The sequence below is a fragment of the Streptomyces virginiae genome (genome assembly GCF_000720455.1).
GTDB lineage: Bacteria > Actinomycetota > Actinomycetes > Streptomycetales > Streptomycetaceae > Streptomyces > Streptomyces virginiae.
This window is the reverse complement of sequence record NZ_JOAK01000003.1, coordinates 266,685-290,223: the sequence shown is the minus strand read 5'-3', so window position 1 is coordinate 290,223 and position 23,539 is coordinate 266,685. Positions and strand designations below refer to the sequence as shown.

Here is a 23,539-nt window from a genome sequence, read left to right as displayed (position 1 = left end):
ACCGGACCGACTGGACCGACCGGACCGGACTCTCAGCGGCCCGGCGCTCCGAAGCGGTCCCGCAGCTCCCGCTTGAGGATCTTGCCGCTGGCGTTGCGCGGGAGCGCGTCCACGAACAGCACCCGCTTCGGGGCCTTGAAGTGGGCGAGCTTCTCCCGGGCGTAGCCCATCAGCTCCGCCTCCGTCACCTCCCCGCGCGGCACCACCACCGCCGTCACCGCCTCGATCCACCGCTCGTCGGGCAGCCCGACCACCGCCGCCTCGGCCACGCCCGGATGGGTGTAGAGGACGTCCTCCACCTGCCGCGAGGCGACCAGTACCCCGCCCGAGTTGATGACGTCCTTCACCCGGTCCACGACCGTGAAGTAGCCCTCGGCGTCCCGGACCGCGAGGTCGCCCGAACGGAACCAGCCGTCCCGGAAGGCCCTCTCCGTCGCGGCGGGGTCGTTCCAGTAGCCCAGGCAGAGCTGCGGCGAGCGGTACACGACCTCGCCCGCGGTGCCGTCCGGTACGTCCTTGCCGTCCTCGTCGACGACCTTGGCCTCCACGTGGCGCACCGGGCGCCCGCAGGAGTCCATCCGCCCCTCGTGTTCCCGGGGGCCGAGCACCGTGGCCAGCGGGCCGATCTCGCTCTGGCCGAAGCAGTTGTAGAAGGCGAGCCCCGGCAGCCGGTCGCGCAGCCGCTCCAGGACCGGGACGGGCATGATCGAGGCCCCGTAGTACGCCTTGCGCAGCCCGCCCAGCTCGCGCGCGGCGAACTGCGGATGGTTGGCGAGGCCGATCCACACCGTCGGCGGGGCGAACAGGCTGTCCGCCTCCCCCGCCTCGACGAGGTCGAAGACCTGCTCGGCGACCGGTGCGTCCACGACGGTGTTGCGGGCCCCCACCGCCAGGTACGGCAGCAGGAAGACGTGCATCTGCGCCGAGTGGTACAGCGGCAGGGAGTGCAGCGGCCGGTCCTCCTCGGCCAGGTCCAGCGCCTCGATCGCGCTCTCGTACTCGTGGGCGAGGGCCCGGTGGGTCATCATCGCGCCCTTGGGCAGGGCGGTGGTCCCCGACGTGTAGAGGAGCTGCGCCAGGCTGCCCTGGTCGCGGTCGGGCTCGAAGGGGAGCGGCTCGGCCAGCCCGTCGAGGAAGGAGCCGGGGGCGTCGCGCAAGGGCCGTACGGGGTACCCGTCGGGGATCCGTCCGGCCAGGCCGGGGTCGGCCAGGACGAGGGTGCTCCCGGAGTCGTCCAGGATGTACGCGAGGTCCTCGCCGGTGAGGTTCTGGTTGACCGGGACGTGGGTGAGCCCGGCCCGGGCACAGGCCAGGAAGGCCAGGAGGTAGGCGTCGGAGTTGTGGGCGTAGGTGGCGACGCGGTCACCGGCGGCCAGCCCGTACCGCTCGCGCAGGACGGCCGCCCCCGTGGTGACGGCCGCGTCGAGTTCTCCGTACGTCCAGGCGCGCCCGGCGTAGCGGACGGCGAGGCGGTCGGGGACCCGCCGCGCGCTGTCGTGGACCAGCCCGTCGACGGTGTTGTCCCGCACGGCTCCGGCCGCCGGCCCTGTCTGCCCCGCTCGCGCTGACGTCATGGCGTGATCCTCGCCGCCGGGCGGCGCGGGGTCAATGACCGGATACCAAGCGGGATGTTGACAGGTCGTCAGTGCACCTGAATGAGTGTGGGGGCACGCCACGCACCGCCATTCCATCGGGTGACCACGGCCGTTCGCAGGCCACTTGGGAGGTACGTTGCACCGCAGTACGCGTTCGACGCTCCGTCGCGCCGCCCTCGCCGGGGCTGCCCTGCTCGCCGCGACGGCCGTGGTCCCACCGGCCCACGCCCAGGCCCGGGCCCCGGCCCAGGCGGCGCCCGACGAGCGGATACCGGCCGGCGGCGGTCTGTCCGCCGTCATCCGCTACACCGAGAACGGCATCCCGCACATCCTCGGCCGCGACTACGCGCAGATCGGCTTCGGTACGGGCTGGGCGCAGGCGGCGGACCAGGTCTGCGTCCTCGCGGACGGGTTCGTGACGGTCTCGGGCGAGCGCTCGCGCTGGTTCGGGCAGGACGCCCCGACCGACGGATCGCTCTCCTCCGTCACCCGGAACCTCTCCAGCGACCTGTACTTCAAGGGCGTCCGCGAGTCGGGCACCGTGGAGAAGCTGCTGAAGACGCCGGCCCCGGCCGGCCCGAGCAAGGACCTCAAGGAGCTGATGCGGGGCTGGGCCGCCGGCTACAACGCCTGGCTCGCCCAGAACGAGGTCACCGACCCGGCCTGCAGGGGTGCGGGCTGGCTCCGCCCGGTCACCACCGCCGACGTGGCCGCCCGCGGCTTCGCGATCGCGGTCCTCGGCGGTGAGGGACGCACCATCGACGGGATCACGGCCGCCCAGCCGCCGGCACCGGCCCCGCCCCCGGCCGGCGGAGCCCGTACGGCCGCCCGGCAGGAGGCGGATCCGGCCGCCGCGGCGGCGGCCGCGCGGGCGTTCTTCGACACGAGCCGGTACGACATGGGCTCCAACGCGGTGGCCTTCTCGGGGTCCACGACGGCGAACGGCCGCGGTCTGCTGCTCGGCAACCCGCACTATCCGTGGCAGGGCGGGCGCCGCTTCTGGCAGTCGCAGCAGACCATCCCCGGCGAGCTGAACGTCTCCGGCGGCTCGCTGCTGGGCATGCCCGCGGTCGGCATCGGCTTCAACGAGAAAGTGGCCTGGAGCCACACGGTGGCGACCGGCACCCCGGTCAACCTGCACGAACTCACCCTCGACCCCGCGGATCCGACCGCCTACCTGGTGGACGGGGTGCCGCAGAAGATGACCCGGCGGACCGTCACCGTACCCGTGACGGGCGGCGATCCGGTCACCCGCACCCAGTGGTGGACCCGCTACGGCCCGGTGGTGACGAACCTCGGCGCCGCCCTGCCGCTGCCCTGGACCAGCCGGTCGGCGTACGCGCTGAACGACCCCAACGCGTCGAACCTGCGCGGCTCCGACACCGCCCTCGCCCTGGGCAGGGCCCGCTCGGTCGCCGGGATCCAGGACGCCCTGGCACGCACCCAGGGCCTGCCCTGGGTCAACACGGTGGCCGCCGACTCGGCGGGCGGCACGCTCTTCACCCAGACGCAGGTGCTCCCCCGGATCACCGACGACCTCGCCGCCCGCTGCTCCACCCCGCTGGGCAGGGCCACGTACCCGGCCTCGGGGCTGGCGGTGCTGGACGGTGCGCGCGGCGACTGCGCGCTCGGCTCGGACGCCGACGCGGTGCAGCCGGGCGTGTTCGGCCCGGGGAAGGCGCCGACGCTGCGCGACGCCCCGTACGCCGAGAACTCCAACGACAGTGCCTGGCTGGCCAATGCCGACCGGCCGATCACCGGCTACGAGCGGATCTGGGGCAATGTCGCCGCCCCGCGCTCGATGCGGACGCGCGGGGCGGTCGAGGACGTGTCGGCGATGGCCGCGAAGGGCCGGCTGACGGTGGCCGACCTGCAGGAGCAGCAGTTCGCGAACCGGGCGCCGGCCGGCGACCTGGCGGCGGCGGACGCGGCGAAGGCCTGCTCCGCCCTGCCCGGCGGTACGGCCACGGCGAGCGACGGCTCGGTGGTGGACGTCTCCGCCGCCTGCCCGGTGCTGGCGCGCTGGGACCGTACGACGGACGGCGCCAGCCGCGGCGCGCTGCTCTTCGACCGGTTCTGGCGCAGGCTGACGGCGTCGACCCCGCCCGCGGACCTCTGGCTGGTGCCGTTCTCGGCCGCCGACCCGGTGCACACGCCGCGTACGCTCAACCGGGCCGTGCCCGGCATCGGACGGGCGCTCGCGGACACCGTGGCCGAGCTGAAGACGGCCGGCATCGGGCTGGACGCCCCGCTGGGCGAGCACCAGTTCGTGGTCCGGGACGGCCGGAAGCTGCCGGTCGGCGGCGGTACGGAGGCGCTCGGCGTCTGGAACAAGGTCGAGGCGCGATGGGACGCGCCGGCCGGCGGATACCCGGACGTCTCGAACGGGTCCAGCCACATCCAGGCGGTCGGCTGGGACGGCAGCTCCTGCCCGGTGGCGCGCACCCTGCTGACGTACGGGCAGTCCTCGAACCCGGGGTCGCCGTACCACGCGGACCAGACCCGGCTGTTCTCCCAGGAGCGCTGGGTCCGGGCGCGGTTCTGCGAGCGGGACGTCCTCACCTCGCCGCAGCTGAAGGTGGTGCTGGTCCGCGAGCGGCGGTGACCGGGGCCGCGGCCTCTTCCCGGCCCCGGCCCCGGCCGCCCCTCACGGGCTGACGGCCAGGAAGAGGTACGCGGCCAGGACCACGATGTGCACCCCGCCCTGGAGCAGCGTGGCGCGGCCCGGCGCCAGGGTGAGCGCGCTGACCACCACGGTCAGGGCGAGCAGCACCATGTGGACCGCGCCGAGGCCGAGCAGGAGCGGGCCGGAGAGCCAGATCGAGGCCAGCGCGATCGCCGGAATGGTCAGCCCGATGCTGGCGATGGCGGATCCGTAGGCGAGGTTGAGGCTGGTCTGCACGCGGTCGCGGCGGGCGGCGCGGACGGCGGCGAGGGTCTCGGGCAGCAGCACGAGCAGGGCGATGATCACACCGACGACCGCCTGGGGCAGGCCGGCCTTGGCCACGGCCGTCTCGATGGTCGGGGAGACGGCCTTGGCGTCGCCGACCACCGCGACGAGCGCGACGAGCAGCAGGCCGAGGCTGAGCAGGGCGGCGCGGGCGGTGGGCGGCTCCGCGTGGTCGTCCTGCCGGTCGTCCTGCCGGCCGTTGTCTCGGCCGGCGTCTCGGCCGGTGTCCACGGGCAGGAAGTAGTTGCGGTGGCGGACCGTCTGGACGGCGACGAACAGCCCGTAGAGGGCGAGCGAGGCGACGGCGGCGAAGGTCAGCTGCGCGGTGGAGAATTCCGGGCCGGGCTTGCTCGTGGTGAAGGTCGGCAGGACCAGGCTGAGGGTGGCGAGGGTGGCGACGGTGGCCAGCGCGGCGCCGGAGCCCTCGGGGTTGAAGACGGCGACCCGGTTGCGCAGGGCGCCGACGAGCAGGGACACGCCGACGATGCCGTTGCAGGTGATCATGACGGCGGCGAAGACGGTGTCCCGGGCCAGGGAGGCGGTCTTGTCTCCGCCGTCGGCCATCAGGGTGACGATGAGGGCCACTTCGATGACGGTGACCGCGACGGCGAGGATGAGGGACCCGAAGGGTTCGCCCACCCGGTGGGCGACGACCTCCGCGTGGTGGACGGCCGCCAGGACCGCGCCGGCCAGGCACAGGGCGACGAGCACCACCGCGAAGCCGGGTAGGTCCCGCCCCCAGCTGAAGACCAGCGCGACCAGCGCCACCACGGGGACCAGGACGGTCCAGTCGGTCAGGGGGGATCTGCGCTTCGTCGTACCCATATCTTCCAACTTGCCAGATGTGTCCCCCCGGTGCGTCGCACGGCGCGCCTCCACCCGCTTGACGTGGCATTTCTCACGGATCTCCGCGGCACGGCCGGCGTCGCCGCGCCCACGCTCACATCGCGCGCTCGTGGCCCTCCCAGTACGGGTCGCGCAGGCGCCGCTTGTAGAGCTTGCCGTTCGGGTCGCGCGGCATCGCCTGGATGAAGTCGACGGTCTTGGGCCGCTTGTACCCGGCGAGCTGCCGCTCGCAGTGGTGCAGGATCTCCGCGGCCAGGGCGTCGCCGGCCACGAAGCCCTCCGCCGGTTCGATGACGGCCTTGACCTCCTCGCCCCAGTCGGCGTGCGGGATGCCGAAGGCGGCGGCGTCCGCGACGGCCGGGTGGGTGAGCAGGGCCGACTCGATCTCGGCGGGGTAGATGTTGACCCCGCCGGAGATGATCATGTCGATCTTGCGGTCGCGGAGGAAGAGGTAGCCCTCCTCGTCCATCAGTCCGAGGTCGCCGACGGTGAAGAAGTCCCCGATGCGGTTCTTCTTCGTCTTGCCCTCGTCCTTGTGGTAGCTGAAGCCGCCGGTGTTCATCTTCATGTAGACGGTGCCCAGTTCGCCCGGGGGCAGCCGATTGCCGTCGTCGTCGAATACGGCCAGCTCGCTGATCGGCCAGGCCCTGCCGACGGTTCCCGGTTTCTTGAGCCAGTCCTCGGCGGTCGCGAAGGCGCCGCCGCCCTCGCTCGCCGCGTAGTACTCCTCCACGCAGCCGCCCCACCAGTCGATCATCGCCCGCTTGACGTGGTCGGGGCAGGGCGCGGCGCCGTGGATGGCGTGCCGCATCGAGGAGACGTCGTAGGCGTCCTTCGTCTCCTGCGGCAGGGCGAGCAGCCGGTGGAACTGGGTCGGCACCATGTGGGTGTGGGTGCAGCCGTGGCCGTCGATCAGGCGCAGCATCTCCTGCGGGGTCCACTTGTCCATGAGGACGAGCGGGTGCCCGATGTGCAGGGCTGCGCCCGCGAACTGCAGGACGGCCGTGTGGTAGAGCGGTGAGCAGACCAGGTGGACGTTGCCGTCGAAGGGCCGGATCCCGAAGATGCCGAGGAAGCCGCCGAGGTAGGTCTCCTCCGGGAGCTTGCCGGGCAGGGGGCGGCGGATGCCGCGCGGGCGGCCGGTGGTGCCGGAGGTGTAGTTCATGACCCAGCCGAGGGTGCGCTGCGCCGGGGGGGTGGCGGGCTGCCCGTCCAGGAGTTCGCCGTACGCCCGGAAGCCCGGGACCGCTCCGACCGCGTAGCGGTGGCTCGCGGGCAGGGCGGCCTCGTCGGCCGCGGCGGTGGCGGCGTCGGCGAAGCGCTCGTGGGCGATCAGGACCTTGGCACCGGAGTCGGAGACGATCCAGGCGATCTCGGGGCCCACGAGGTGGTGGTTGACGGGGACGAGGTAGAAGCCGGCCTGTGAGGCGGCGAGGTAGGCGGTCAGGAACTCGACGCCGTTGGGAAGGACGACGGCGAAGACGTCGCCCTCCTCCAGCCCGGCGGCGCGCAGCCCGTGGACGAGCCGGTTGACGTCGGCGTGCAGCCGGCCGGCGCTCCACTCCTCGCCGCCGGGGGCGGTCAGGACGGTGCGTCCGGGGTCGGCGGCGGCCTGGGCCCAGAAGCCGTTGGGGGGCTGCTGGCCGGCTGCCTGTGCGGTGGACGTGGTGGCGGTCATGGCGGTCACGCCTCTCGGACTCGGCCGGCGATGCGGTTGATGCGGTCGATCGCCGTCTCGAAGCCGCTGGTGAGCTCGTCGAAGACGGCCTGGACGCTGCGTTCGCTGTTCATCCGGCCGACGATCTGGCCGACGGGCGTACCGAGCAGCGACTGGACCTCGTACTTCTGGATGCGGGAGACGGCGTCGGCGACGAGGAGGCCCTGGAGCGGCATGGGGAGCGCACCGGGGCCCTCCGGGTCGTCCCAGGCGTCGGTCCACTCGGTGCGCAGCTGACGGGCGGGCTTGCCGGTGAGGGCGCGGGAGCGGACGGTGTCGCCGGAGCCGGCGGCGAGGAGCTTCTCGGTGAGGGCGCGCGAGTGGAGGTCGGCCTCGGTGGTGGTGAGCCAGAGCGAGCCGAGCCAGGCGCCCTGTGCGCCGAGGGCGAGGCCGGCGGCGATCTGCTCGCCGCTGCCGATGCCGCCGGCGGCGAGGACCGGGAGCGGTGCGACGGCTTCGGCGATCTCCGGGACCAGGACCATGGTGGCGATGTCGCCGGTGTGGCCGCCGGCCTCGTAGCCCTGGGCGACGACGACGTCGATGCCGGCCTCGGCGTGGCGTCGGGCGTGTTTGGCGCTGCCGGCGAGGGCGGCGACGAGGACGCCGTGGTCGTGGGCGCGGGCGATGACGTCGGCGGGCGGGGAACCGAGGGCGTTCGCCAGGAGTTTGATCGGGTAGTCGAAGGCGACGTCGAGCTGGTTGCGGGCGACCTGCTCCATCCAGCCGGTGATGCGCCAGCCGGAGGCCTCGCCCTCGGCGAGTTCGGGCACGTGGTGTTTGGCGAGGGTGTCGCGGACGAAGGCGCGGTGCCCGGCCGGGATCATCGCCTCGATGTCGGCCTCGCTGACGCCGTCGACGGCCTTCTTGGCGGGCATGACGACGTCCAGGCCGTAGGGCTTGCCGTCGGTGTGCGCCTGCATCCAGTCGAGGTCGCGCCCCAGGTCGTCGGGGGCGGTGTAGCGGACTGCGCCCAGTACGCCGAAACCACCCGCCCGGGTGATCGCGGCGGCGACCGCCGGGAAGGGAGTGAAGCCGAAGATGGCGTGCTCGACTCCCAGTTTCCTGCTCAGCTCCGTCTCCATGGGCGGCAGGATGCCGCAGCCCGGCGAGCGAGGGAAGAGATTTTCTGATGCAGTGTCAGATTCTTTACGGCCCGGTCGGTGGGGAGGGTGCCCGAGGGGCGGGCACATACCCACTAGCCTGCGGCACGCTCGGCGGATCCGGGAGGCCCGGGGCCCGTTCGCCTGCGGCGCGCCCGACAGGCGCAGGGGGCCGGCCGCCGCCGGTGCGGGCGCGGGGAGACGCACGTCCGGAAGGCACTGCGGGTTGCGGGTTGCGGGTTGCGGGTTGCGGACGAGGAGGGCCGGACATGGCAGCGGACACGGGGGCCGAAGTGGTGGCGGAGGTCGGCACGGAAGGGACGGGCGGCGCCGGCCGAGCGCAACCGCACGAGCGCGGGGAAGCCCCGCGGGCCGCGCAGGCAGCGCAGGCAGCGACCGGCGTGCCCGCGAAGGGACGCGGCGGGCTGAGCCGGCGGCGGCTCGGGGCGCGGCTGCTGGCGCTCGGCGGGGTGCTCGTCCTGCACGCCGCGCTGCCCGGGGCGGCGGGCGCGGCGGGCTCGGGCAACCCGGCGGAGCGGCGCGCCCTGCAGGGGCTGCGCCTGCGGTACGGGTCCGCGCGCCAGGCCGGGCTGCTGGAGAGGCACCTGGAGGCGGTGGCGGACGAGGCCCGGCGGTTCCTGGGCCCCTCCCCCGAGCACCCCTACTACGCGGGGGCGGTGGTCCTCGCCGGGCGGGGCCGTACCGTCGCCCTGCACCGGGCCATGGGCCACGCCGTCCGCTACGCGGACTACGACGGACGGACCGACCGGGTCCGGGAGTTCCCCGCGGCCGAGCGGATCGCGATGGCCGAGGACACCGTCTTCGACCTGGCCTCACTGACCAAGCTGTTCACGTCGATCCTCGCCGTGCAGCAGATGGAGCGCGGACGCCTGGAGCTGGAGGCCCAGGTGCGCCGCTACCTGCCGGAGTTCACCGGCGGCGGCAAGGAGATCATCACGGTCCGTCAGCTGCTCACGCACACCTCGGGGCTGCGCTCGTGGGCGCCCTTCTACCAGGAGTCCACGCGTGAGGGGCGGCTGCGGCTGCTGTGGTCGGTCAGGCCGCAGGAGACCCCGGGGTCGGTCTACCGCTACTCCGATCTCAACCTCATCGCGCTGCAACTGCTCCTGGAGAGGATCACCGGCCGCACGCTGGACGTCCTGCTCCACGACGAGATCACCGCTCCGCTCGGCATGCACCGCACCCGCTACAACCCGCCGTTCTCCTGGCGCCGCGTCACCGCCGCCACCGAGGTGCAGCGACCGCCCTGGTCCGGCCTGGACCGCGGCCTGGTGTGGGGCGAGGTCCACGACGAGAACGCGTACGCGCTCGGCGGGGTCGCCGGCCACGCCGGGGTCTTCGGCACCGCCTGGGACCTGGCCGTCCTGGCCCGCACACTCCTCGACGGCGGAGCCTACGCGGGCCGCCGCATCCTGCGCCCCGCCTCCGTGGAGCTGCTCTTCACCGACTACAACACGGCCTTCCCGGGCGACGACCACGGCCTCGGCTTCGAGCTCTACCAGCACTGGTACATGGGCGCCATGGCCACCCCGCACTCGGCCGGCCACACCGGCTTCACCGGCACGTCCCTCGTCCTCGACCCCTCCACCGACTCCTTCCTGATCCTGCTCGGCAACTCCGTCCACCCCGTACGCACCTGGCGGGCCGGCAGCGCTCCGCGGGTCGCCGTCGGCAACCGCTTCGCCCGCGCCGTCCCGGTCCGTACGCGGCACGGCGGCGCGGCCTGGTTCTCCGGGACCGCCCCCGGCGGCTCGGGCACCCTCACCCTGCCCCCGCTCACCCCGGCCACCGCCGCCGCCCGGCTGCGCTGCGCCGTGTGGTGGGACACCGTGCCCGGCGAAGGCGCCCTGCACCTGGAGGTCTCGGCGGACGGCGTGGACTGGGCGCCGCTGGCGTTCACCACGCTGCGGTCCACCGGCGGCGCCCCCGAGGAGTGGCCGCGGGGTTCGGTCGGCGGCTGGTCCGGGCGCATCTGGCACCGCCTGGAGGCCCCCCTCACGGCCGCCTGGGCGGGCCGCGAGGTACGGCTGCGGTTCCGTCACACCGCCACCGGCCGCTACGTCGGCCGCGGGGTCTACGTGGACGTCGTACGCGTGGCGGAACCGGCCCGGCTGCTGTTCGCGGAGGACCGTCCCGAGGACGCGGCCCTCGTCGAGGCCGTCGGCTGGACCCGGTCCGCGGACTGAACCGCCCGGCGGGGTCAGTCGCGCACCAGGCAGAAGGGGTGCCCCGCCGGATCGGCGTAGACCCGCCAGCCGCGCGCGTCCGAACCGTCCAGCAGGGTCCCGCCGGCCGCGAGCACCTCCTCCTGCGCGCGGTCCAGGTCCGGGACGCCGAGGTCGAGGTGGAACTGCTGCGGCCGGCTGGGGTCGGGCCACTTCGGGGGAACGTGGTCCGTCGCCCGCTGGAAGGCGAGGACCAGACCCGTCGGCGTGTGCAGCGTCGACCAGTCCCCGTCGAGGGACCAGCGCCGGTCCGGCCGGTCGACGTCGCCGCCCAGCAGCGACCGGTAGAAATCGGCGAGCACCCGCGGCTCGGGACAGTCCAGGACCACGCACTGCAGTTCAGCGATCATGTGCGGATCCTAGGACACGCCCCGGGGCGTGCCGCGTCCCCGAACTCCCGTCCGCCGACAGGGCCCAACAGGAAATCGTGGCCCCCGCGAACGCGCGAATCAAGCCATGCGGAGGGGTGTATTTTCAGCCATGCCGGGCGTAGCGTGAGCACACTCCACCAGGAGGAACGCGCCGGCCCTCCCGCCTAGCACCCGCCGGCGCGTACCGATGGAAGAGCCCCGCCGCCACATCCCCCGGTGCGGCGGGGCTCTTCCGCGTCGGGCCGGATCCGCCGGACCCGATCCGCCGGATTCCTCACGCCGGATCCCTCACGCAGGGTCGGTCAGGGCCGCGGCGAGCATCCGGCGGGCGACGGCGGTCAGTTCGGCGAGGTCCGGTGCCGGGCGGGAGCGGGCCAGGGCCCCGGCCAGCCGGTCGTAGAGGAGCCCCTCCGTCCAGGCGACGAGCAGTTCGGCGGTCTCTTGCGGCCGTTGGGACCCGAGCGCGGCGACGATGCCCGCCGCCCGGGACCGGGCCCCCTGCCCCGCCCGGTGGAAGTCCGCCTCCAAGTCCGGATTGCGGGCGGCCTCCAGGCTGAGTTCGAAGCGGGCCAGCTGGCGCTCGCGCCCCACCGTCAGCCAGCGGTACAGCAGCCCGGCCAGCGCGGCCGCGGCCGCCTCCCGGTCCGGCGCCGCCCCCGCGAGGGCCGGCAGCCCGGCCCCGGGCGGACTCCCGTCGTCCACGTCCGCGAGGTCCAGCTCGGCCAGCCGTTGGTAGCAGGCCCCGATCAGGGCCGTCCGCGTACGGAAGTAGTACGAGGTGCTGCCCGCGGGCAGCCCCGCGGCCGCGTCGACCGCGCGGTGGGTCAGGCCCCGCAGCCCGGCGGCGGCCACGAGGCCGATCGCGGTGTCGGCGATCAGCGTTCTGCGATCAGCGGTGGGAGCAGAGGGAGGGGTGGACATCGGACCACTCTACAGTTGTAGAGTGAAACCATCGTCCTCTACATATGTAGAGGCTTGGAGGAAGGCAGGGATCCGTCATGTCGGCAGTTCAGCGTCACGCGGTGGTCGCAGGCGCGGGGATCGGCGGACTCACCGCGGCCCTGGCCCTGCACCGCAAGGGCTGGCGGGTGACCGTGTGCGAGCGGGCGCCCGGCCCGGCCGCCGTCGGCGCGGGGATCGTCCTCGCCCCCAACGCCCTGCGCGCCTTCGACGCCATCGGCTTCGACCTCACCCGCGCGGCGGGCCGCACCGTTCCGGCCGCCATGGGCCTGCGCCGTCCCGACGGCCGCTGGCTGAGCCGCGCCGACACCGCCGCCCTGGCCGCCCGCTACGGCGGCCCGCCGCTCGCCGTGCACCGCTCGGCCCTCGCCGACGCCCTGGCCGCCGCGCTCCCCGGGGGAACGATCCGCTACGGCGTCGCGGTCACCTCCGTGGACGGCGCCGACGGCTTCCCCGTCGTGCGCACCTCGGCCGGCGACCTCGACGGCTCCGCCGATCTCGTGGTCGCCGCGGACGGCATCCACAGTCCGCTGCGCCGCCGGTACTTCCCGGACCACCCGGGACTGCGCCACAGCGGGGAGACCGCCTGGCGCACCGTCCTGCCGGCCGCCGCGAGCCCGGCCGGGGCGGCGACGGCCGAGACCTGGGGCCGCGGCGAGCGCTTCGGCGTGGTCCCGCTCGCCGACGGAAGGACCTACGTCTACGCCACCGCCGTCGCGCCCGAGGGATACCGTCCCGCCGACGTCCGCGCCGAACTCCTGCGCCGCTACGGCACCTGGCACGACCCGGTCCCGGCCCTGCTGGAGCGGATCGACCCGGCGGCCGTGCTCCAGCACGACCTGTACGACCTGGCGGCCCCGCTCCCCCGCTTCCACCACGGCCGCCTGGCCTGGCTCGGCGACGCCGCCCACGCCATGACGCCCAACCTGGGGCAGGGCGGGTGCCAGGCCGTCGAGGACGCGGTGGTCCTCGCCCACCTGCTGGACGGGACCGGGTCCGGCGGTGTTCCGGCGGCCCTGGCCGCCTACAGCGCGGCCCGCTGCGCCCGTACCGACGCCATCCGTGTCCGGGCCCGGCGCGCGGGCCGGGTCGCCGCCCTCACCCACCCCCTGGCCGTGGCCCTGCGCGACCTCGCCGTCCGCGCCACCCCGGCCCGGGCCGCACACCGGGCGCTGGACGACGTCTTCGACGGGTTCACCCTTCCGGCCGGAATGGGCGCCGCACCCACGGGCGTTGGCACTCGTTGGTGAGGTTCGTTGACCGTTCGACACGAAGGCAGGCGAAACCCATGACGACCGGAATCGACTGGGACCACCCGACCGACCCGCGGGCCGGGAGCTGGCAACTGGAGCACGTCAGGCAGTACGTGGGGTCCGGCGGCACCGAGGGCCATTACTGGAACGGCACCCAGACCCTCCTGCTCACCACCGTCGGCCGGGTCTCCGGCAACGCCGTGCGCACGCCCCTCATCTACGGTGAGGCCGACGGCCGCTACCTGCTGGTCGCCTCCAAGGGCGGCGCCGACGAGCACCCGCTGTGGTTCCGCAACCTGAGCGCGCACCCCGAGGTCCGCGTCCAGGTCGGGACGCGGATCCTCCAGGGCACGGCGCGCACCGCGAACGCCGAGGAGCGCGCCGCGTACTGGCCGGTGATGGTGAAGCTCTGGCCCGCCTACGACGAGTACCAGGCCAAGACGGACCGGGAGATCCCGATCGTGGTGATCGAGCCCGCCGCCGCATAGGCGCGCCGGCGGGCCCCGCCTCAGGAGCAGGTGCGTGCCACGCGCTCCAGCTCGTCCGCCCACACGGCCGCGTCCTGCGGACCGACGTGCGGCGCGGCCAGCGACCGCACGTGGAAGCGGTTGCGCGGGGTCGTCTCGTCCGCCTCGCGGATCATCAGGTCCTGGAGGGCGGGCGGGATGGCCCGGTCCTCGCCGAACCGCAGGTACGTGCGCGGCACGCGCCCCCACCGGTCGGGCAGCCCGCGGGCGTCGGCGGCTCCGATCGCCGCGGACTCGTCCGGTTCGAGGATGTTGAGCAGGGCCCGCACCTGCGCGTCGGTCCAGTCGGCCGCCAGCGCGTCCTTGACCGCCGCGTAGAAGACGGGGTCGGCGGAACGCCAGTTGACCCGGTTGACGCCCAGCTCCGGCGGGGTCTTGAAGCCGGGGATCCGGAACAGCGCGCTGGAGGCGGCCTCCGGGGTCGTCATCAGCTCCAGCACCGAGCGGTGCCGGGTCGGGCAGAACGCGGACGCGTACACCAAGTGGGAGATCAGCTCGGGCACTTGGTTGGCGACCGCGTTCAGTGTGACGCCGCCCAGGCTCTGGCCCACCAGGACGACCGGCCCGTTGCGCTGCGCCGCGCGGACGGCCTCGACCACGTGGGCCGTGAAGTCCGCCAGCGTCACCGCACCGATCGGCGACGGCTCCGTCGCCAGCCGCTCCAGGTCCTGCGGGGCCTGGTAGGAGAGGGGGAAGTAGGCGCCGGGCCCGTGGCCGGGCAGGTCCACCGCGACCGCCCGGTGGCCGCGCAGGCCCAGCTCCCGCAGGACCGGGCTCCAGCCGTAGGAGTTGCTTCCGGAGCCGTGGACGAGGACGAAGACGGGGGCGCCCCGCCTCCGCGTGTCCGCGTGCGCGGCGGAGGCTCCCGCCCCCACCGCCGCGACCGCTCCGGCTCCGGCGACGGCCGCCTTCAGTACGCCGCGCCGTGACCGCCCACCGGGACGCTCCGCGCCACTGTCGTCACTCGCACCACTCGCGTTACGCATGGGTAACACCCAAGGCGGGGCCCGCACATGACCGTCTGGTTTCGGACACGCCCTGGGTCGTGTCCGCTCCCTGGACGATTTGCCCGGATTCTCGGCAGGCAAGCGCCGGGGGTAAACCTGCATATAGCGGACGGCGTATCGATCCAGACGACCTTGTGAAACAACCTTTAGTGCCCCAGCACCGCCATCGCCGCGTTGTGGCCGGGGACGCCGCTGACGCCGCCGCCGCGGACCGCGCCCGCGCCGCACAGCAGGACGTTGCGGTGGGCCGTCTCCACGCCCCACCGGCCGCCGTCCTGGTCCGCGTACGGCCAGGACAGGTCGCGGTGGAAGATGTGGCCGCCGGGCAGCCGCAGTTCGCGTTCCAGGTCCAGCGGGGTCTTCGCCTCGATGCACGGGCGGCCGTCCGCGTCGAAGGCCAGGCAGTCGGTGAGCGGCTCGGCCAGGTGCTCGTCGAGCTGCGCGAGGGTGGCGGTCAGCAGCACCTCGCGGGCCTGCTGGTTGTCGTGCCCGAACAGCCGGGCCGGGGTGTGCAGGCCGAAGAGGGTGAGCGTCTGGTAGCCCTGCTCGACCAGTTCGGGGCCGAGGATCGTCGGGTCGGCCAGCGAGTGGCAGTAGATCTCCGAGGGCGGTACTGACGGCAGTTCCCCGGCCGCGGCCTCCGCGTAGGCCCGGGCGAGCTGGGAGTACCCCTCGGCGATGTGGAAGGTCCCGCCGAAGGCCTCGCGCGGGTCGACGGTGGTGTCCCGCAGCCGGGGCAGCCTGCGCAGCAGCATGTTGACCTTGAGCTGGGCGCCCTCGGGGGCCGTCGCCGGGTCCTGGGCCGGGGGCTCGCCGAGGAGTTCGGCCAGGGCCTGCGGCGATGCGTTGACCAGCACCGTACGGCCGACGACGCGGCCCTCGCCCGTCGCAGTACGGAAGACCACCTCGGCCGGACCGGCCCCGTCGGTGTCGATCCGCAACACCTCGTGGCCGGTGGCGATCTCCGCCCCGGCCTTGGTCGCGGCCGCGGCGAGGGCGTCCGTCAGGGCGCCCATGCCGCCGACCGGCACGTCCCAGTCGCCGGTCCCGCCGCCGATGACGTGGTAGAGGAAGCACCGGTTCTGGGCGAGTGAGGGGTCGTGCGCGTCCGCGAAGGTGCCGATGAGGCCGTCGGTCAGGACCACCCCCCGGACCAGGTCGTCGTCGAAGTGCCGTTCCACCGCCTGCCCCAGGGGCTCCTCGAACAACATCCGCCACGCTGCCTCGTCGTCGATCCGGGCCCGCAGCTCCGCCCGGGTGGGCAGCGGCTCGGTCAGGGTGGGGAACACCTTGCGCGCCACCTGCCCGGTGGCCGCGTAGAAGGCGCGCCAGCTCTCGTACTCCCGGTCCGAACCGGTCAGCCGGGCGAAGGACTCCCGGGTGCGCTCCTCGCCCCCGCCGACGAGCAGTCCGCCGGGGCGCCCGTCGCGCTCGGTCGGGGTGTAGGAGGAGACCGTGCGCCGGCGTACGGAGAAGCTCAGTTCCAGGTCGCGCACGATCTTGTCGGGCAGCAGGGAGACCAGGTACGAGTAGCGGGAGAGGCGGGCCTCGACGCCCACGAAGGGTCTGCTGGAGATCGCCGCCCCGCCGGTGTTGCCGAGCCGCTCCAGGACCAGCACCGAGCGGCCCGCCCGGGCCAGGTACGCGGCGGCCACCAGTCCGTTGTGCCCGCCGCCCACGATCACGTCGTCGTACACGTCCCGCCCGAAGGTCGTCATGGCTCTTGGTAGCACACCTGGCCGAGCCGCTCCAGACAGTGGGCCTCGTCGGCGTGGGCCAGCACCGTCTCCGGGTGCTCGTCGCCCAGTGACCGTTCGCGGATGCCGGACAGGTCCCGGTAGATCGGCAGGGCCTCGTCCCAGCGGCCCAGCCGGCCCAGGCCGACGGCCAGTTCGCGGCGGCTGACCAGGGTGTCCGCGTGCTCGGCGCCGAGCGCGGCGGCCCGCGCGGCGGCCACCTGGCGGGCCTCGGCCACCGCCTCCTCCCACCGCTCCAGGCGGCCGAGGTTGACGCCGAGGACGTGCCGGGCGCGCAGTGTCTCGGGGTCGGTGGCCCCGTATGCGCGGGTGCGGTCGCGGACGAGGGCCCGGAAGAGGTCGAGGGCCTGTGCGCTGCTGCCGGTGCGGCCGAGGGCGATGCCGACCTCGTAGCGGGCGGCCAGGGTGTCGGGGTGGTCGTGGCCGAGGACCCGTTCGCGTGCGGCGGCGACCTCGCGGAAGCCGGCCAGGGCCTCCTGCCAGCGATCGAGGCGACCGAGCACGTACGCCGCCTCGTACCGGGTCAGCAGGGTGTCGGCGTGCTCGGCGCCCAGGACGGCCGCCCGGTCCGCGGCGACCGCGACGGCCGTGGTGTGGGCGTCCGCGTACCGGCCCAGCGCCCGCAGTGCGCAGGCCAGGTTGTGGCGGCAGCGCAGCGTGTCGGGATGGAGCTGTCCCATGGTCCGCTCGCGGGCGACGAGCACCGCGCGGTAGACGTCGTGCGCCTCCTGGTGGCGGCCGAGCCGGCCCATCTCGTACGCCGCCTCCTGGCGCGCGGCGAGGGTGTCGGCGTGGTCCGGGCCGAGGACCCGGGCGCGCCCGTCGGCCACGGCCGCGTACACGGACAGCGCCTCCTCGGAGCGGCCCGCGCGGCTGAGGGCGTAGGCGCGCGCGTGCCCGGCGGCGAGGGCGTCGGGGCCGGTCTCGCGCGGGCCGGCGGGGCGCGGGAAGCCGTACGCCGCGGTGAGGCGGGGGTCCTCGGCGGGCGCGGGGCGCACGATGGTGCCGCCGGGGCGGACCGCGTGCTGCTCGCCGTCCGGGCGCGGGACGGGGTGTTCGCCGCTGGGGCGCACGGCCGTCCAGGAGCCGGTGAGCACGGCCCATGCGCCGCTCGCGGGACGCGCCTCGATGCCGGCCTTGCGGCCGGCGGTCATGCCGCGGGCCCAGGCCGGGAGCGGGGCGGAGGCGCCGGGCAGGCCGCCGGGGCCCAGCCGGGACTCGACGAGGCTGCGGTGGACGTGGCGGGCGTCCTGCGGACGGTCGTCGGGGCACTTGGCGAGCAGGTCCAGGACGACCTGCTCGAAGTAGCCGGGCAGCTCGGGGCGGTGCTCGCGCAGCGGTACGGGCGGGGTGTCGCGGTGGCCGATGAGTACCGACCAGGAATCGCCGAGGTCGAAGGGCGGGGCACCGGTGGCGATCTCGTAGAGGACGCAGCCCAGGGAGTAGAGGTCGCTGCGGTGGTCGACCTCGCCGCCCGCGATCTGCTCGGGCGACATGTAGTGCGGGGTGCCCATGGCCATGCCGCCGCCGGTGAGTTTGGCGGTGAAGCCGATGTCGTGGGCGAGCCGGGCGATGCCGAAGTCGCAGATCTTCACGGTGCCGTCGACGAGCCGCATGATGTTGGCCGGCTTCAGGTCGCGGTGGACGACGCCCTGGTCGTGGGTGTAGCCGAGGGCGGCGGCCATCTGCTCGGCGATGTCGACGACCACGTCCACGGGCAGCGGGCGGGTCTCGTTGTCCTCCATGAGCTGGCTGAGGTTGCGGCCTTCGAGCAGCTCCATGACGAGGTAGAGGGGGCCGCCGGCGGCGCTGTCGTCGCCGAAGTCGTGGACGACGGTGACGCCGCGGTGCTGGAGGGACGCGGCGACGCGCGCCTCGCGTCGGAAGCGCTCGCGCAGCACCTGTGTGAAGTGGGCGTCCTGCTCGGCGCCGATCGGCTTGAGGCACTTCACGGCGACATGCCGGCCCAGCGATTCGTCCCGGGCGCGCCATACCTCGCCCATGCCGCCGCGCCCGATCAGATCGAGCGACCGGTACCGGCCCTGGATCAGTCTGGACTCCGCCATGTCTTAAAGTCGCCCCCGTCGTCGCGCTACGCCCTCCCCGGCCGGTCCAGTATGGCCGCTGATGTACGCAGTGTGTACGGGGAGGGGCGGCTCGCGGGGCCCATGCGGCGCATCGCTTTCAAGATGTGACCTGGGGGCAGCTTCCAGCGCAGACCTGCGGGAATGCTGCGCAGCACGCGTCCTGTGAGGCGCAGGCGCCGGGTGACGCCGCGCGGGGAGGGAGCGGGCCGCCCGTACAGCTGGTGCGCCCAGCCGGGGAGGGAACCGTACGCGAGGCCGGCGAGCGGGCGCCACAGCAGGTTTCGGCCAGGCACCAGGAGGGGATGGACGGGCGGGCCGCGCAGGAAGTCGTCCACGGCGAGGGCGTCGGGGCCGGCGGCGAGTTCGGGGCGGACCTCGTCGAAGTAGGCGGCGAGCTGGGCGGTGTCGGCGGGGACGTCGGCCGGGTCGAGGCCGACGAGGCGTGCGTTGACGCGGTTCTCGTCGACGTAGCGGTCGGCCTGGGCGGGGGTGAGCACGATGCCGGACCGGCGCAGGACGTGCAGGAAGCTGTCGATCTGCGCGCAGTGGATCCACAACAGCAGCTCGGGGTCGTCGACGGGGAAGGTGCGGCCGGTGGCCGGATCCGTGGCGGACAGCCTGCGGTGGATGGCGCGGACACGGCCGCCGGCGCGCTCGGCGGCCTCGGTGGTGCCGTAGGTGAGGGTGCCGACGAAGTCGGCGGTGCGCATCAGCCGGCCCCAGGCGTCGCGCCGGAAGTCGGAATTCTCCATGACCCCGCGGACGGCTCGCGGGTGGAGGGCCTGGAGGTAGAGGGCGCGGACTCCGGCGATCCACATCATCGGGTCGCCGTGGCACTGCCAGGTGACGGACGCGGGTCCGTACAGCCCCGGGTCGGCGCCGGATCCCGTCCCCGCCGCGGGCCCGGGTCCGATTCCGGGCTCGGGCTCGGGTTCCCTTCCGGGTCGGGGCCCGGGTCCGGTCGCGGTGTTCCCCATCCCGTACCTCCCCGTCGCAGGCGCCCGGCGGCTCCAGCCTACCGAGCGGGGGGCCTGCGGGGCAGGCGGCCGTCGGCGATCTGCGGGGACGGTTCGGGCCGGTGACGGCGCTGGTGTCCGTCGCCCCGGAACGGGCAGGTGCATGGCGTGAAGCTCATCCCCGGGCGGCACGGACGCAAGTGGCGTCGGCGAAGGGCGCTGACCCGCTTCCTGCCCCGAGCCGTCCTCATCCGGATCGGCCGGCGCCTGACGGTGTGGAGCCTGCGCCTGGCGATGTGGGGCGCGCGCAGGGCGCTTCGGCGCATGCTGCGTGCCCTGCTGCCCGGCCTCGGCCTCGCGGCCTTGTGACGAGGCCCGGCATGACGGCACAGGTGGTCGCGGGCGTGGACGGCTCGCCCGAGAGCCTCGCGGCGGTGGAGTGGGCCGCGCACGAGGCGGCGCTCCGCCACGTGCCGTTGTGCCTGCTGCACGTGGCGGATCGGACACGGGCGCAGCAGGTGCACGGGCAGGTCGCCTTCGCCCTGGCCTCGCGTTCGCGCGCCGTGCTGCGCGACGCTGCGGAGCGGGCGCGCCGGAGTCACCCGCAACTGCGGGTGACGACCCGTTGCGACGTGGGGCGCGTCGCCGGGACGCTGCGCGGGGCGGCGGACGGGGCGGACCTGATGGTCGTCGGGTCGCGTGCGCTGGGCGAGGTCGCAGGCTTCCTGATCGGCTCGGTGTCGCAGACCGTCGCCGGGACGGCCGGGCGACCGGTGGTGCTGGTGCGGGCGGACTGCGCGGACGCCGCGCGCACAGCGGTCGTCGCCGGGCTCGGACTCTCGTACGGCGGTGAGGCACTGCTCGGCTTCGTCTTCGCCGAGGCCGATCGCCGGGGCGGTGGGCTGCGCGTCCTGCACTGCTGGGGTCCGTCCGCGGCCTCCGCGTACCCGGGTGCGGCGGACCCCGGCGGTGACGAACGGGGGCGACGCGCGGTGGAGCACCTGACCGAGCTGCTGCGACCGTGGCGGCAGAGGTATCCGGATGTGCGCGTGACCCCCGAGGCCGTATTCGGTTCTCCCGTGGCCGGTCTCTCGGAGGCGGCGCGGGGGGCGGCGCTCCTGGCCGTCGGCCGGCGGCGGAGGCGGCTGCCGCTGGGTCCGCACCTCGGCCACGTCACGCATGCCCTGATCAATCGCAGCACGGCCCCGGTCGCCGTGGTCCCACTGGCCTGAAGACGCCCCCGTGGGCGCACCCGGCGACACGCCTCGCGCCGGGGCCTGCCGGACGGCCCGGGACGGTGGGGCGGGCGGCATAGTGGTGGGGTGACCACCGAACACGACGACGCAGGCGGCGACGGCACTCCTGCCACCCGTTCTCCGGACCCGGGGGGCGGGGAGGACGAAGAGGCGCAAGTCATCGTGGTGGGGGCCGGACCGGCCGGTTCCGCCGCGGCGGTGCACCTGGCCCGAGCGGGCCTGGACGTGCTGCTGCTGGAGAAGAGCGGCTTCCCGCGGGAGAAGGTCTGCGGCGACGGCCTGACACCGCGGGCCGTGCACCAGCTCGTACGGCTCGGCATCGACGTCAACGCTCCCGGCTGGATGCGCAACAAGGGCATGCGGTGGGTGTGCGAAGGCAATCAGGTGGAGCTGGACTGGCCGCGGCTGGGCAGCCTCCCCGATTTCGGGCTGACCCGCAGCCGCCACGACTTCGACGATCTCCTCGCCGCTCAGGCCCGTGCCGCCGGAGCCCGCCTGCGGACCCACGTGAAGGTGACGGCCCCCCTGACCGACCGGTCCGGGCGCATCACCGGGGTGACCGCCACCCGCGGTCCGGACAAGCAACCGGTCAGCTACCGGGCGCCGCTGGTCGTCGCCGCCGACGGCGCCTCCGCACGGATCGCCGTGGCCCTGGGCCTCGCGCGCGACGCGGGCCGCCCGGTGGCCGCTGCGGCCCGCCGCTACTACCGCAGCGAGGCCCGCACCCACGACCCGTACCTCGAACTCTGGGCGGATCTGCGCTGCCCGCACACGGGGCTGGACCTCCCCGGCTACGGCTGGGTGTTCCCCCTCGGCGACGGGCGCGTCAACATCGGCCTCGGCGCCCTGCCGCAGCGGCGCAGCCGACCGGTGGACCTTCGAGCCGCCATGGAGCACTGGCTCCCCCGGCTGCCGACGGGGTGGGGCGTGCGGGAGGACAGCGCGCAATCGCCCCTGCGCAGCGCGCCCCTGCCGATGGGAATGAACCGGCGGCCGCAGTACCGGCACGGTCTGCTGCTGGTCGGCGACAGCGCGGGCATGGTCAGCCCGTGGAGCGGCGAGGGCATCGGCCAGGCCATGGAAGCCGCGGAGGTGGCGGCGGAGACCATCGCCCTGGCCTCGGCCCGGCCGGCCGGGCCGAGGCGCGAACACGCACTGCAGCAGTACCCCGCGGAGATCCACCGCCGCTGGGGGCGCTACTACCGGCTGGGCAACCTCGCCAGTGATCTCGTCTTCTCCCGCTACGGCTTCCGCTCACTCCTCCACCCGCGCGTCATGGCCTCGCCGGTGCTCGTGCGCACCCTGGCCCGCGTGCTCACCGACGTGAGCGCCGAACCGGGCCGCGACACCATCGACTCCGTCCTGCACACGCTCCTGCGCCTCGTCCCGACGCCGCGGCCCTGAGGCCCTCGGGGTGGCGGGCCGTACGTTCGGCTTCGGTGGGGCCGGTCCGGGTGTACGCGCTGCCGGAACGGGCACCCGCTGTGTGGCGGGACACGACTCACCCGTTCTGCTCGTGCAGGTTTTGGAGGTGTCGAGGATGGCCGCAGGCAAGAAGGCCAAGAACATGGGCAAGTCCGTCAAGGGAAAGGCGAAGGAGGTCACCGGCAAGGCCGTCGGCAACGAGAGCCTGGAGATGAAGGGCCGTGCCGAGCAGGCCGCAGGTGATGCGAAGCAGGCCGCTCAGAAGGCGAAGGACGCTCTCAAGCACTGACGATCACGCAGAGGCCGGCGGCTGGGCCGCCGGCCTCTGCGTGTCCCGTCACGCCCGCGCCCGCGAGCGTCGGCGTGACCGCCGGGGCGGCGCTTCCTCCTCTTCCTCCTCTTCCTCGGCCTCGCCTTCCTCGGCCTCGCCCTCGCCCTCGTCCTCGTCCTCGGCCTCGTATTCATCGCTTCCGTCGTCGGCCGGCTCGTCCCCTTCCTCGGCCTCTTCGCCCTCGTACTCCTCCTCGTCCGCGTATTCGTCCTCGTCCTGGTCGGCGTCCTGGTCGGCTTCCTCCGCCTCGCCCTCGGGGTAGGCGTCCTCCTCGGCGGCGCCCTCCTCGCCCTCTTCGCCCTCTTCCTCGGCAGCGGCCTCTTCCTCTTCCATGGCCTCTTCGTGCGTGACGACGACCTCGCCGTCCTGGATCTCTCCGCGCCAGCCCTCCGGTTCGTCGTTGGAGAGGCTGACGAAGCGGTTGAAGTTCTTCAGGTCGAGGCGCATGCGCCGGCCCTGGGCCCGCCAGATGTTTCCCGTCTTCTCGAAGAAGCCGGCGGGGTAGTACTCGACGACGAGGACGATCCGGGTGAGCGAAGGGGCCAGCTCGTGGAAACTCACGCAGCCGCGTGTGGTTCCCTTGGCGCCCTCGGAGGACCAGACGATCCTCTCGTCCGGCACCTGTTCCTGGATCGTGGCCTTCCAGCTGCGCGTGGACGGTCCGACCTTGACCTTCCAGTCCGAGGTCGTGTCGTCGTTCTTCGAGACGCTGCGCACACCCTTCGTGAAACTGCTGAAGTTCTCGTACTGGGTCCAGTGGTCGTAGACGGTGCGCAGCGGCAGTCCCACGTCCATGGTCTCCATGATGTGCATGGCCTTGGTGCCGCCCTTGCGCCCCTTGCCCTTGCCCTTGCCTCCGAACAGGCTGCCGGCCGTGTCGCTGATCTTGTCCTTCAGCCCGCTGACCGTCTGCCCGAGCATGGCTTTCACCGGTGAGTCGCCTTGGAGGAGTCTGCCTCCGATACCGGCGAGGGACCCTCCGTTCTCCGCGACGTCGGAGAGGCGGTCGGTGAGGTCTCCCACCTTGTCCACGGCCTTGTCCGCCAGGTCTTCGGCCTGGGCCGAGACGAAGTTGCCGAGTTCACCGAGCAGCTTGTCAAAACCGGACTGGCCGTCCTTGGAGCCGTCCTTGGAGCCCTGCTGTGTGGTGGCCAT

Annotated in this window: 19 protein-coding genes; 8 read left to right on the top strand and 11 right to left on the bottom strand. The window is 73.9% G+C overall.

The annotated features are described in order from the left end of the window. Positions 1 to 32: 32 nt before the first annotated feature. Complete coding sequence (locus IG86_RS0106650; RefSeq protein WP_051785001.1) at positions 33 to 1,574, bottom strand: fatty acyl-CoA synthetase; 1,542 nt, start codon at positions 1,572 to 1,574, stop codon at positions 33 to 35. Between the two features lie 157 nt (positions 1,575 to 1,731). On the opposite strand from IG86_RS0106650, the gene IG86_RS0106645 reads away from it, so the two are divergent. Further along, positions 1,732 to 4,200, top strand: a complete 2,469-nt coding sequence (locus IG86_RS0106645; RefSeq protein ID WP_030895485.1) for a penicillin acylase family protein — start codon at positions 1,732 to 1,734, stop codon at positions 4,198 to 4,200. 42 nt (positions 4,201 to 4,242) lie between these two features. On the opposite strand, the gene IG86_RS0106640 is transcribed toward IG86_RS0106645, so the two are convergent. The 3 genes from IG86_RS0106640 to IG86_RS0106630 all read right to left on the bottom strand — a co-directional run bounded on the left by IG86_RS0106640 (position 4,243) and on the right by IG86_RS0106630 (position 8,190). Then, positions 4,243 to 5,370, bottom strand: coding sequence for a calcium:cation antiporter (locus IG86_RS0106640; RefSeq protein ID WP_030895484.1), 1,128 nt, complete (start codon positions 5,368 to 5,370; stop codon positions 4,243 to 4,245). A gap of 115 nt (positions 5,371 to 5,485) precedes the next feature. Beyond that, positions 5,486 to 7,069: an acyl-CoA synthetase gene (locus IG86_RS0106635; protein WP_051785041.1), complete on the bottom strand. Its 1,584-nt coding sequence runs from the start codon at positions 7,067 to 7,069 to the stop codon at positions 5,486 to 5,488. 5 nt (positions 7,070 to 7,074) lie between these two features. Then, positions 7,075 to 8,190: an NAD(P)H-dependent flavin oxidoreductase gene (locus IG86_RS0106630; protein WP_030895480.1), complete on the bottom strand. Its 1,116-nt coding sequence runs from the start codon at positions 8,188 to 8,190 to the stop codon at positions 7,075 to 7,077. Positions 8,191 to 8,477: 287 nt separating this feature from the next. On the opposite strand from IG86_RS0106630, the gene IG86_RS0106625 reads away from it, so the two are divergent. Further along, positions 8,478 to 10,415 carry a serine hydrolase domain-containing protein gene (locus IG86_RS0106625; RefSeq protein ID WP_078905819.1) on the top strand — a complete coding sequence of 646 codons (1,938 nt, stop codon included), beginning with the start codon at positions 8,478 to 8,480 and terminating at the stop codon, positions 10,413 to 10,415. Between the two features lie 14 nt (positions 10,416 to 10,429). Here IG86_RS0106625 and IG86_RS0106620 read toward each other — a convergent pair whose 3' ends face one another. Together IG86_RS0106620 and IG86_RS0106615 are read right to left on the bottom strand one after the other, a co-directional pair. Further along, positions 10,430 to 10,804: a VOC family protein gene (locus IG86_RS0106620; protein ID WP_030895477.1), complete on the bottom strand. Its 375-nt coding sequence runs from the start codon at positions 10,802 to 10,804 to the stop codon at positions 10,430 to 10,432. 309 nt (positions 10,805 to 11,113) lie between these two features. Then, positions 11,114 to 11,746: a TetR/AcrR family transcriptional regulator gene (locus tag IG86_RS0106615; protein ID WP_030895475.1), complete on the bottom strand. Its 633-nt coding sequence runs from the start codon at positions 11,744 to 11,746 to the stop codon at positions 11,114 to 11,116. Between the two features lie 77 nt (positions 11,747 to 11,823). On the opposite strand from IG86_RS0106615, the gene IG86_RS38420 reads away from it, so the two are divergent. Further along, on the top strand, positions 11,824 to 13,035 hold the full coding sequence (locus IG86_RS38420; protein ID WP_045936502.1) for an FAD-dependent monooxygenase: 1,212 nt from the start codon (positions 11,824 to 11,826) through the stop codon (positions 13,033 to 13,035). A 38-nt stretch (positions 13,036 to 13,073) separates the two neighbouring features. Next, a complete protein-coding gene (locus tag IG86_RS0106605) occupies positions 13,074 to 13,526 on the top strand; it encodes a nitroreductase family deazaflavin-dependent oxidoreductase (RefSeq protein WP_030895471.1) in 453 nt (150 codons plus the stop codon). A 20-nt stretch (positions 13,527 to 13,546) separates the two neighbouring features. Here IG86_RS0106605 and IG86_RS0106600 read toward each other — a convergent pair whose 3' ends face one another. The 4 genes from IG86_RS0106600 to IG86_RS0106585 form a co-directional block, all read right to left on the bottom strand. Then, entirely contained in the window at positions 13,547 to 14,551 is a 1,005-nt protein-coding gene (locus IG86_RS0106600; RefSeq protein WP_078905818.1) for an alpha/beta fold hydrolase, read from the bottom strand. A gap of 167 nt (positions 14,552 to 14,718) precedes the next feature. Beyond that, positions 14,719 to 16,290, bottom strand: coding sequence for a phytoene desaturase family protein (locus IG86_RS0106595; RefSeq protein WP_030895468.1), 1,572 nt, complete (start codon positions 16,288 to 16,290; stop codon positions 14,719 to 14,721). Further along, entirely contained in the window at positions 16,287 to 18,395 is a 2,109-nt protein-coding gene (locus tag IG86_RS0106590; RefSeq protein ID WP_030818377.1) for a serine/threonine-protein kinase, read from the bottom strand. Before IG86_RS0106590 ends, IG86_RS0106595 begins: the two co-directional genes overlap by 4 nt. 26 nt (positions 18,396 to 18,421) lie before the next feature. Then, positions 18,422 to 19,393, bottom strand: coding sequence for an oxygenase MpaB family protein (locus IG86_RS0106585; RefSeq protein ID WP_078848180.1), 972 nt, complete (start codon positions 19,391 to 19,393; stop codon positions 18,422 to 18,424). 147 nt (positions 19,394 to 19,540) lie between these two features. Here IG86_RS0106585 and IG86_RS0106580 point away from each other — a divergent pair, with 147 nt between their 5' ends. The 4 genes from IG86_RS0106580 to IG86_RS0106565 all read left to right on the top strand — a co-directional run bounded on the left by IG86_RS0106580 (position 19,541) and on the right by IG86_RS0106565 (position 22,342). Beyond that, positions 19,541 to 19,741, top strand: coding sequence for a hypothetical protein (locus IG86_RS0106580; protein ID WP_078905817.1), 201 nt, complete (start codon positions 19,541 to 19,543; stop codon positions 19,739 to 19,741). 11 nt (positions 19,742 to 19,752) lie between these two features. Then, positions 19,753 to 20,604 (top strand): universal stress protein, encoded by an 852-nt coding sequence (locus tag IG86_RS0106575; RefSeq protein ID WP_030895465.1) that lies wholly within the window; start codon positions 19,753 to 19,755, stop codon positions 20,602 to 20,604. A gap of 90 nt (positions 20,605 to 20,694) precedes the next feature. Continuing rightward, positions 20,695 to 22,032 (top strand): geranylgeranyl reductase family protein, encoded by a 1,338-nt coding sequence (locus IG86_RS0106570; protein WP_030818383.1) that lies wholly within the window; start codon positions 20,695 to 20,697, stop codon positions 22,030 to 22,032. 136 nt (positions 22,033 to 22,168) lie between these two features. Then, positions 22,169 to 22,342: a CsbD family protein gene (locus IG86_RS0106565; protein ID WP_030818385.1), complete on the top strand. Its 174-nt coding sequence runs from the start codon at positions 22,169 to 22,171 to the stop codon at positions 22,340 to 22,342. 48 nt (positions 22,343 to 22,390) lie between these two features. Here the strand turns inward: IG86_RS0106565 and IG86_RS0106560 are convergent, their stop codons facing one another. Next, positions 22,391 to 23,539 carry an SRPBCC family protein gene (locus IG86_RS0106560; RefSeq protein WP_030818387.1) on the bottom strand — a complete coding sequence of 383 codons (1,149 nt, stop codon included), beginning with the start codon at positions 23,537 to 23,539 and terminating at the stop codon, positions 22,391 to 22,393.

What these genes read in the sequence shown, in the direction of transcription:
- IG86_RS38420 (WP_045936502.1), top strand. Translation starts at nt 11,824, where the DNA reads ATGTCGGCAGTTCAGCGTCACGCGGTGGTCGCAGGCGCGGGGATCGGC.
- IG86_RS0106630 (WP_030895480.1), bottom strand. Translation starts at nt 8,190, where the DNA reads ATGGAGACGGAGCTGAGCAGGAAACTGGGAGTCGAGCACGCCATCTTC.
- IG86_RS0106615 (WP_030895475.1), bottom strand. Translation starts at nt 11,746, where the DNA reads ATGTCCACCCCTCCCTCTGCTCCCACCGCTGATCGCAGAACGCTGATC.
- IG86_RS0106575 (WP_030895465.1), top strand. Translation starts at nt 19,753, where the DNA reads ATGACGGCACAGGTGGTCGCGGGCGTGGACGGCTCGCCCGAGAGCCTC.
- IG86_RS0106605 (WP_030895471.1), top strand. Translation starts at nt 13,074, where the DNA reads ATGACGACCGGAATCGACTGGGACCACCCGACCGACCCGCGGGCCGGG.
- IG86_RS0106620 (WP_030895477.1), bottom strand. Translation starts at nt 10,804, where the DNA reads ATGATCGCTGAACTGCAGTGCGTGGTCCTGGACTGTCCCGAGCCGCGG.
- IG86_RS0106635 (WP_051785041.1), bottom strand. Translation starts at nt 7,069, where the DNA reads ATGACCGCCACCACGTCCACCGCACAGGCAGCCGGCCAGCAGCCCCCC.
- IG86_RS0106640 (WP_030895484.1), bottom strand. Translation starts at nt 5,370, where the DNA reads ATGGGTACGACGAAGCGCAGATCCCCCCTGACCGACTGGACCGTCCTG.
- IG86_RS0106600 (WP_078905818.1), bottom strand. Translation starts at nt 14,551, where the DNA reads ATGCGTAACGCGAGTGGTGCGAGTGACGACAGTGGCGCGGAGCGTCCC.
- IG86_RS0106560 (WP_030818387.1), bottom strand. Translation starts at nt 23,539, where the DNA reads ATGGCCACCACACAGCAGGGCTCCAAGGACGGCTCCAAGGACGGCCAG.
- IG86_RS0106585 (WP_078848180.1), bottom strand. Translation starts at nt 19,393, where the DNA reads ATGGGGAACACCGCGACCGGACCCGGGCCCCGACCCGGAAGGGAACCC.
- IG86_RS0106590 (WP_030818377.1), bottom strand. Translation starts at nt 18,395, where the DNA reads ATGGCGGAGTCCAGACTGATCCAGGGCCGGTACCGGTCGCTCGATCTG.
- IG86_RS0106595 (WP_030895468.1), bottom strand. Translation starts at nt 16,290, where the DNA reads ATGACGACCTTCGGGCGGGACGTGTACGACGACGTGATCGTGGGCGGC.
- IG86_RS0106650 (WP_051785001.1), bottom strand. Translation starts at nt 1,574, where the DNA reads ATGACGTCAGCGCGAGCGGGGCAGACAGGGCCGGCGGCCGGAGCCGTG.
- IG86_RS0106565 (WP_030818385.1), top strand. Translation starts at nt 22,169, where the DNA reads ATGGCCGCAGGCAAGAAGGCCAAGAACATGGGCAAGTCCGTCAAGGGA.
- IG86_RS0106625 (WP_078905819.1), top strand. Translation starts at nt 8,478, where the DNA reads ATGGCAGCGGACACGGGGGCCGAAGTGGTGGCGGAGGTCGGCACGGAA.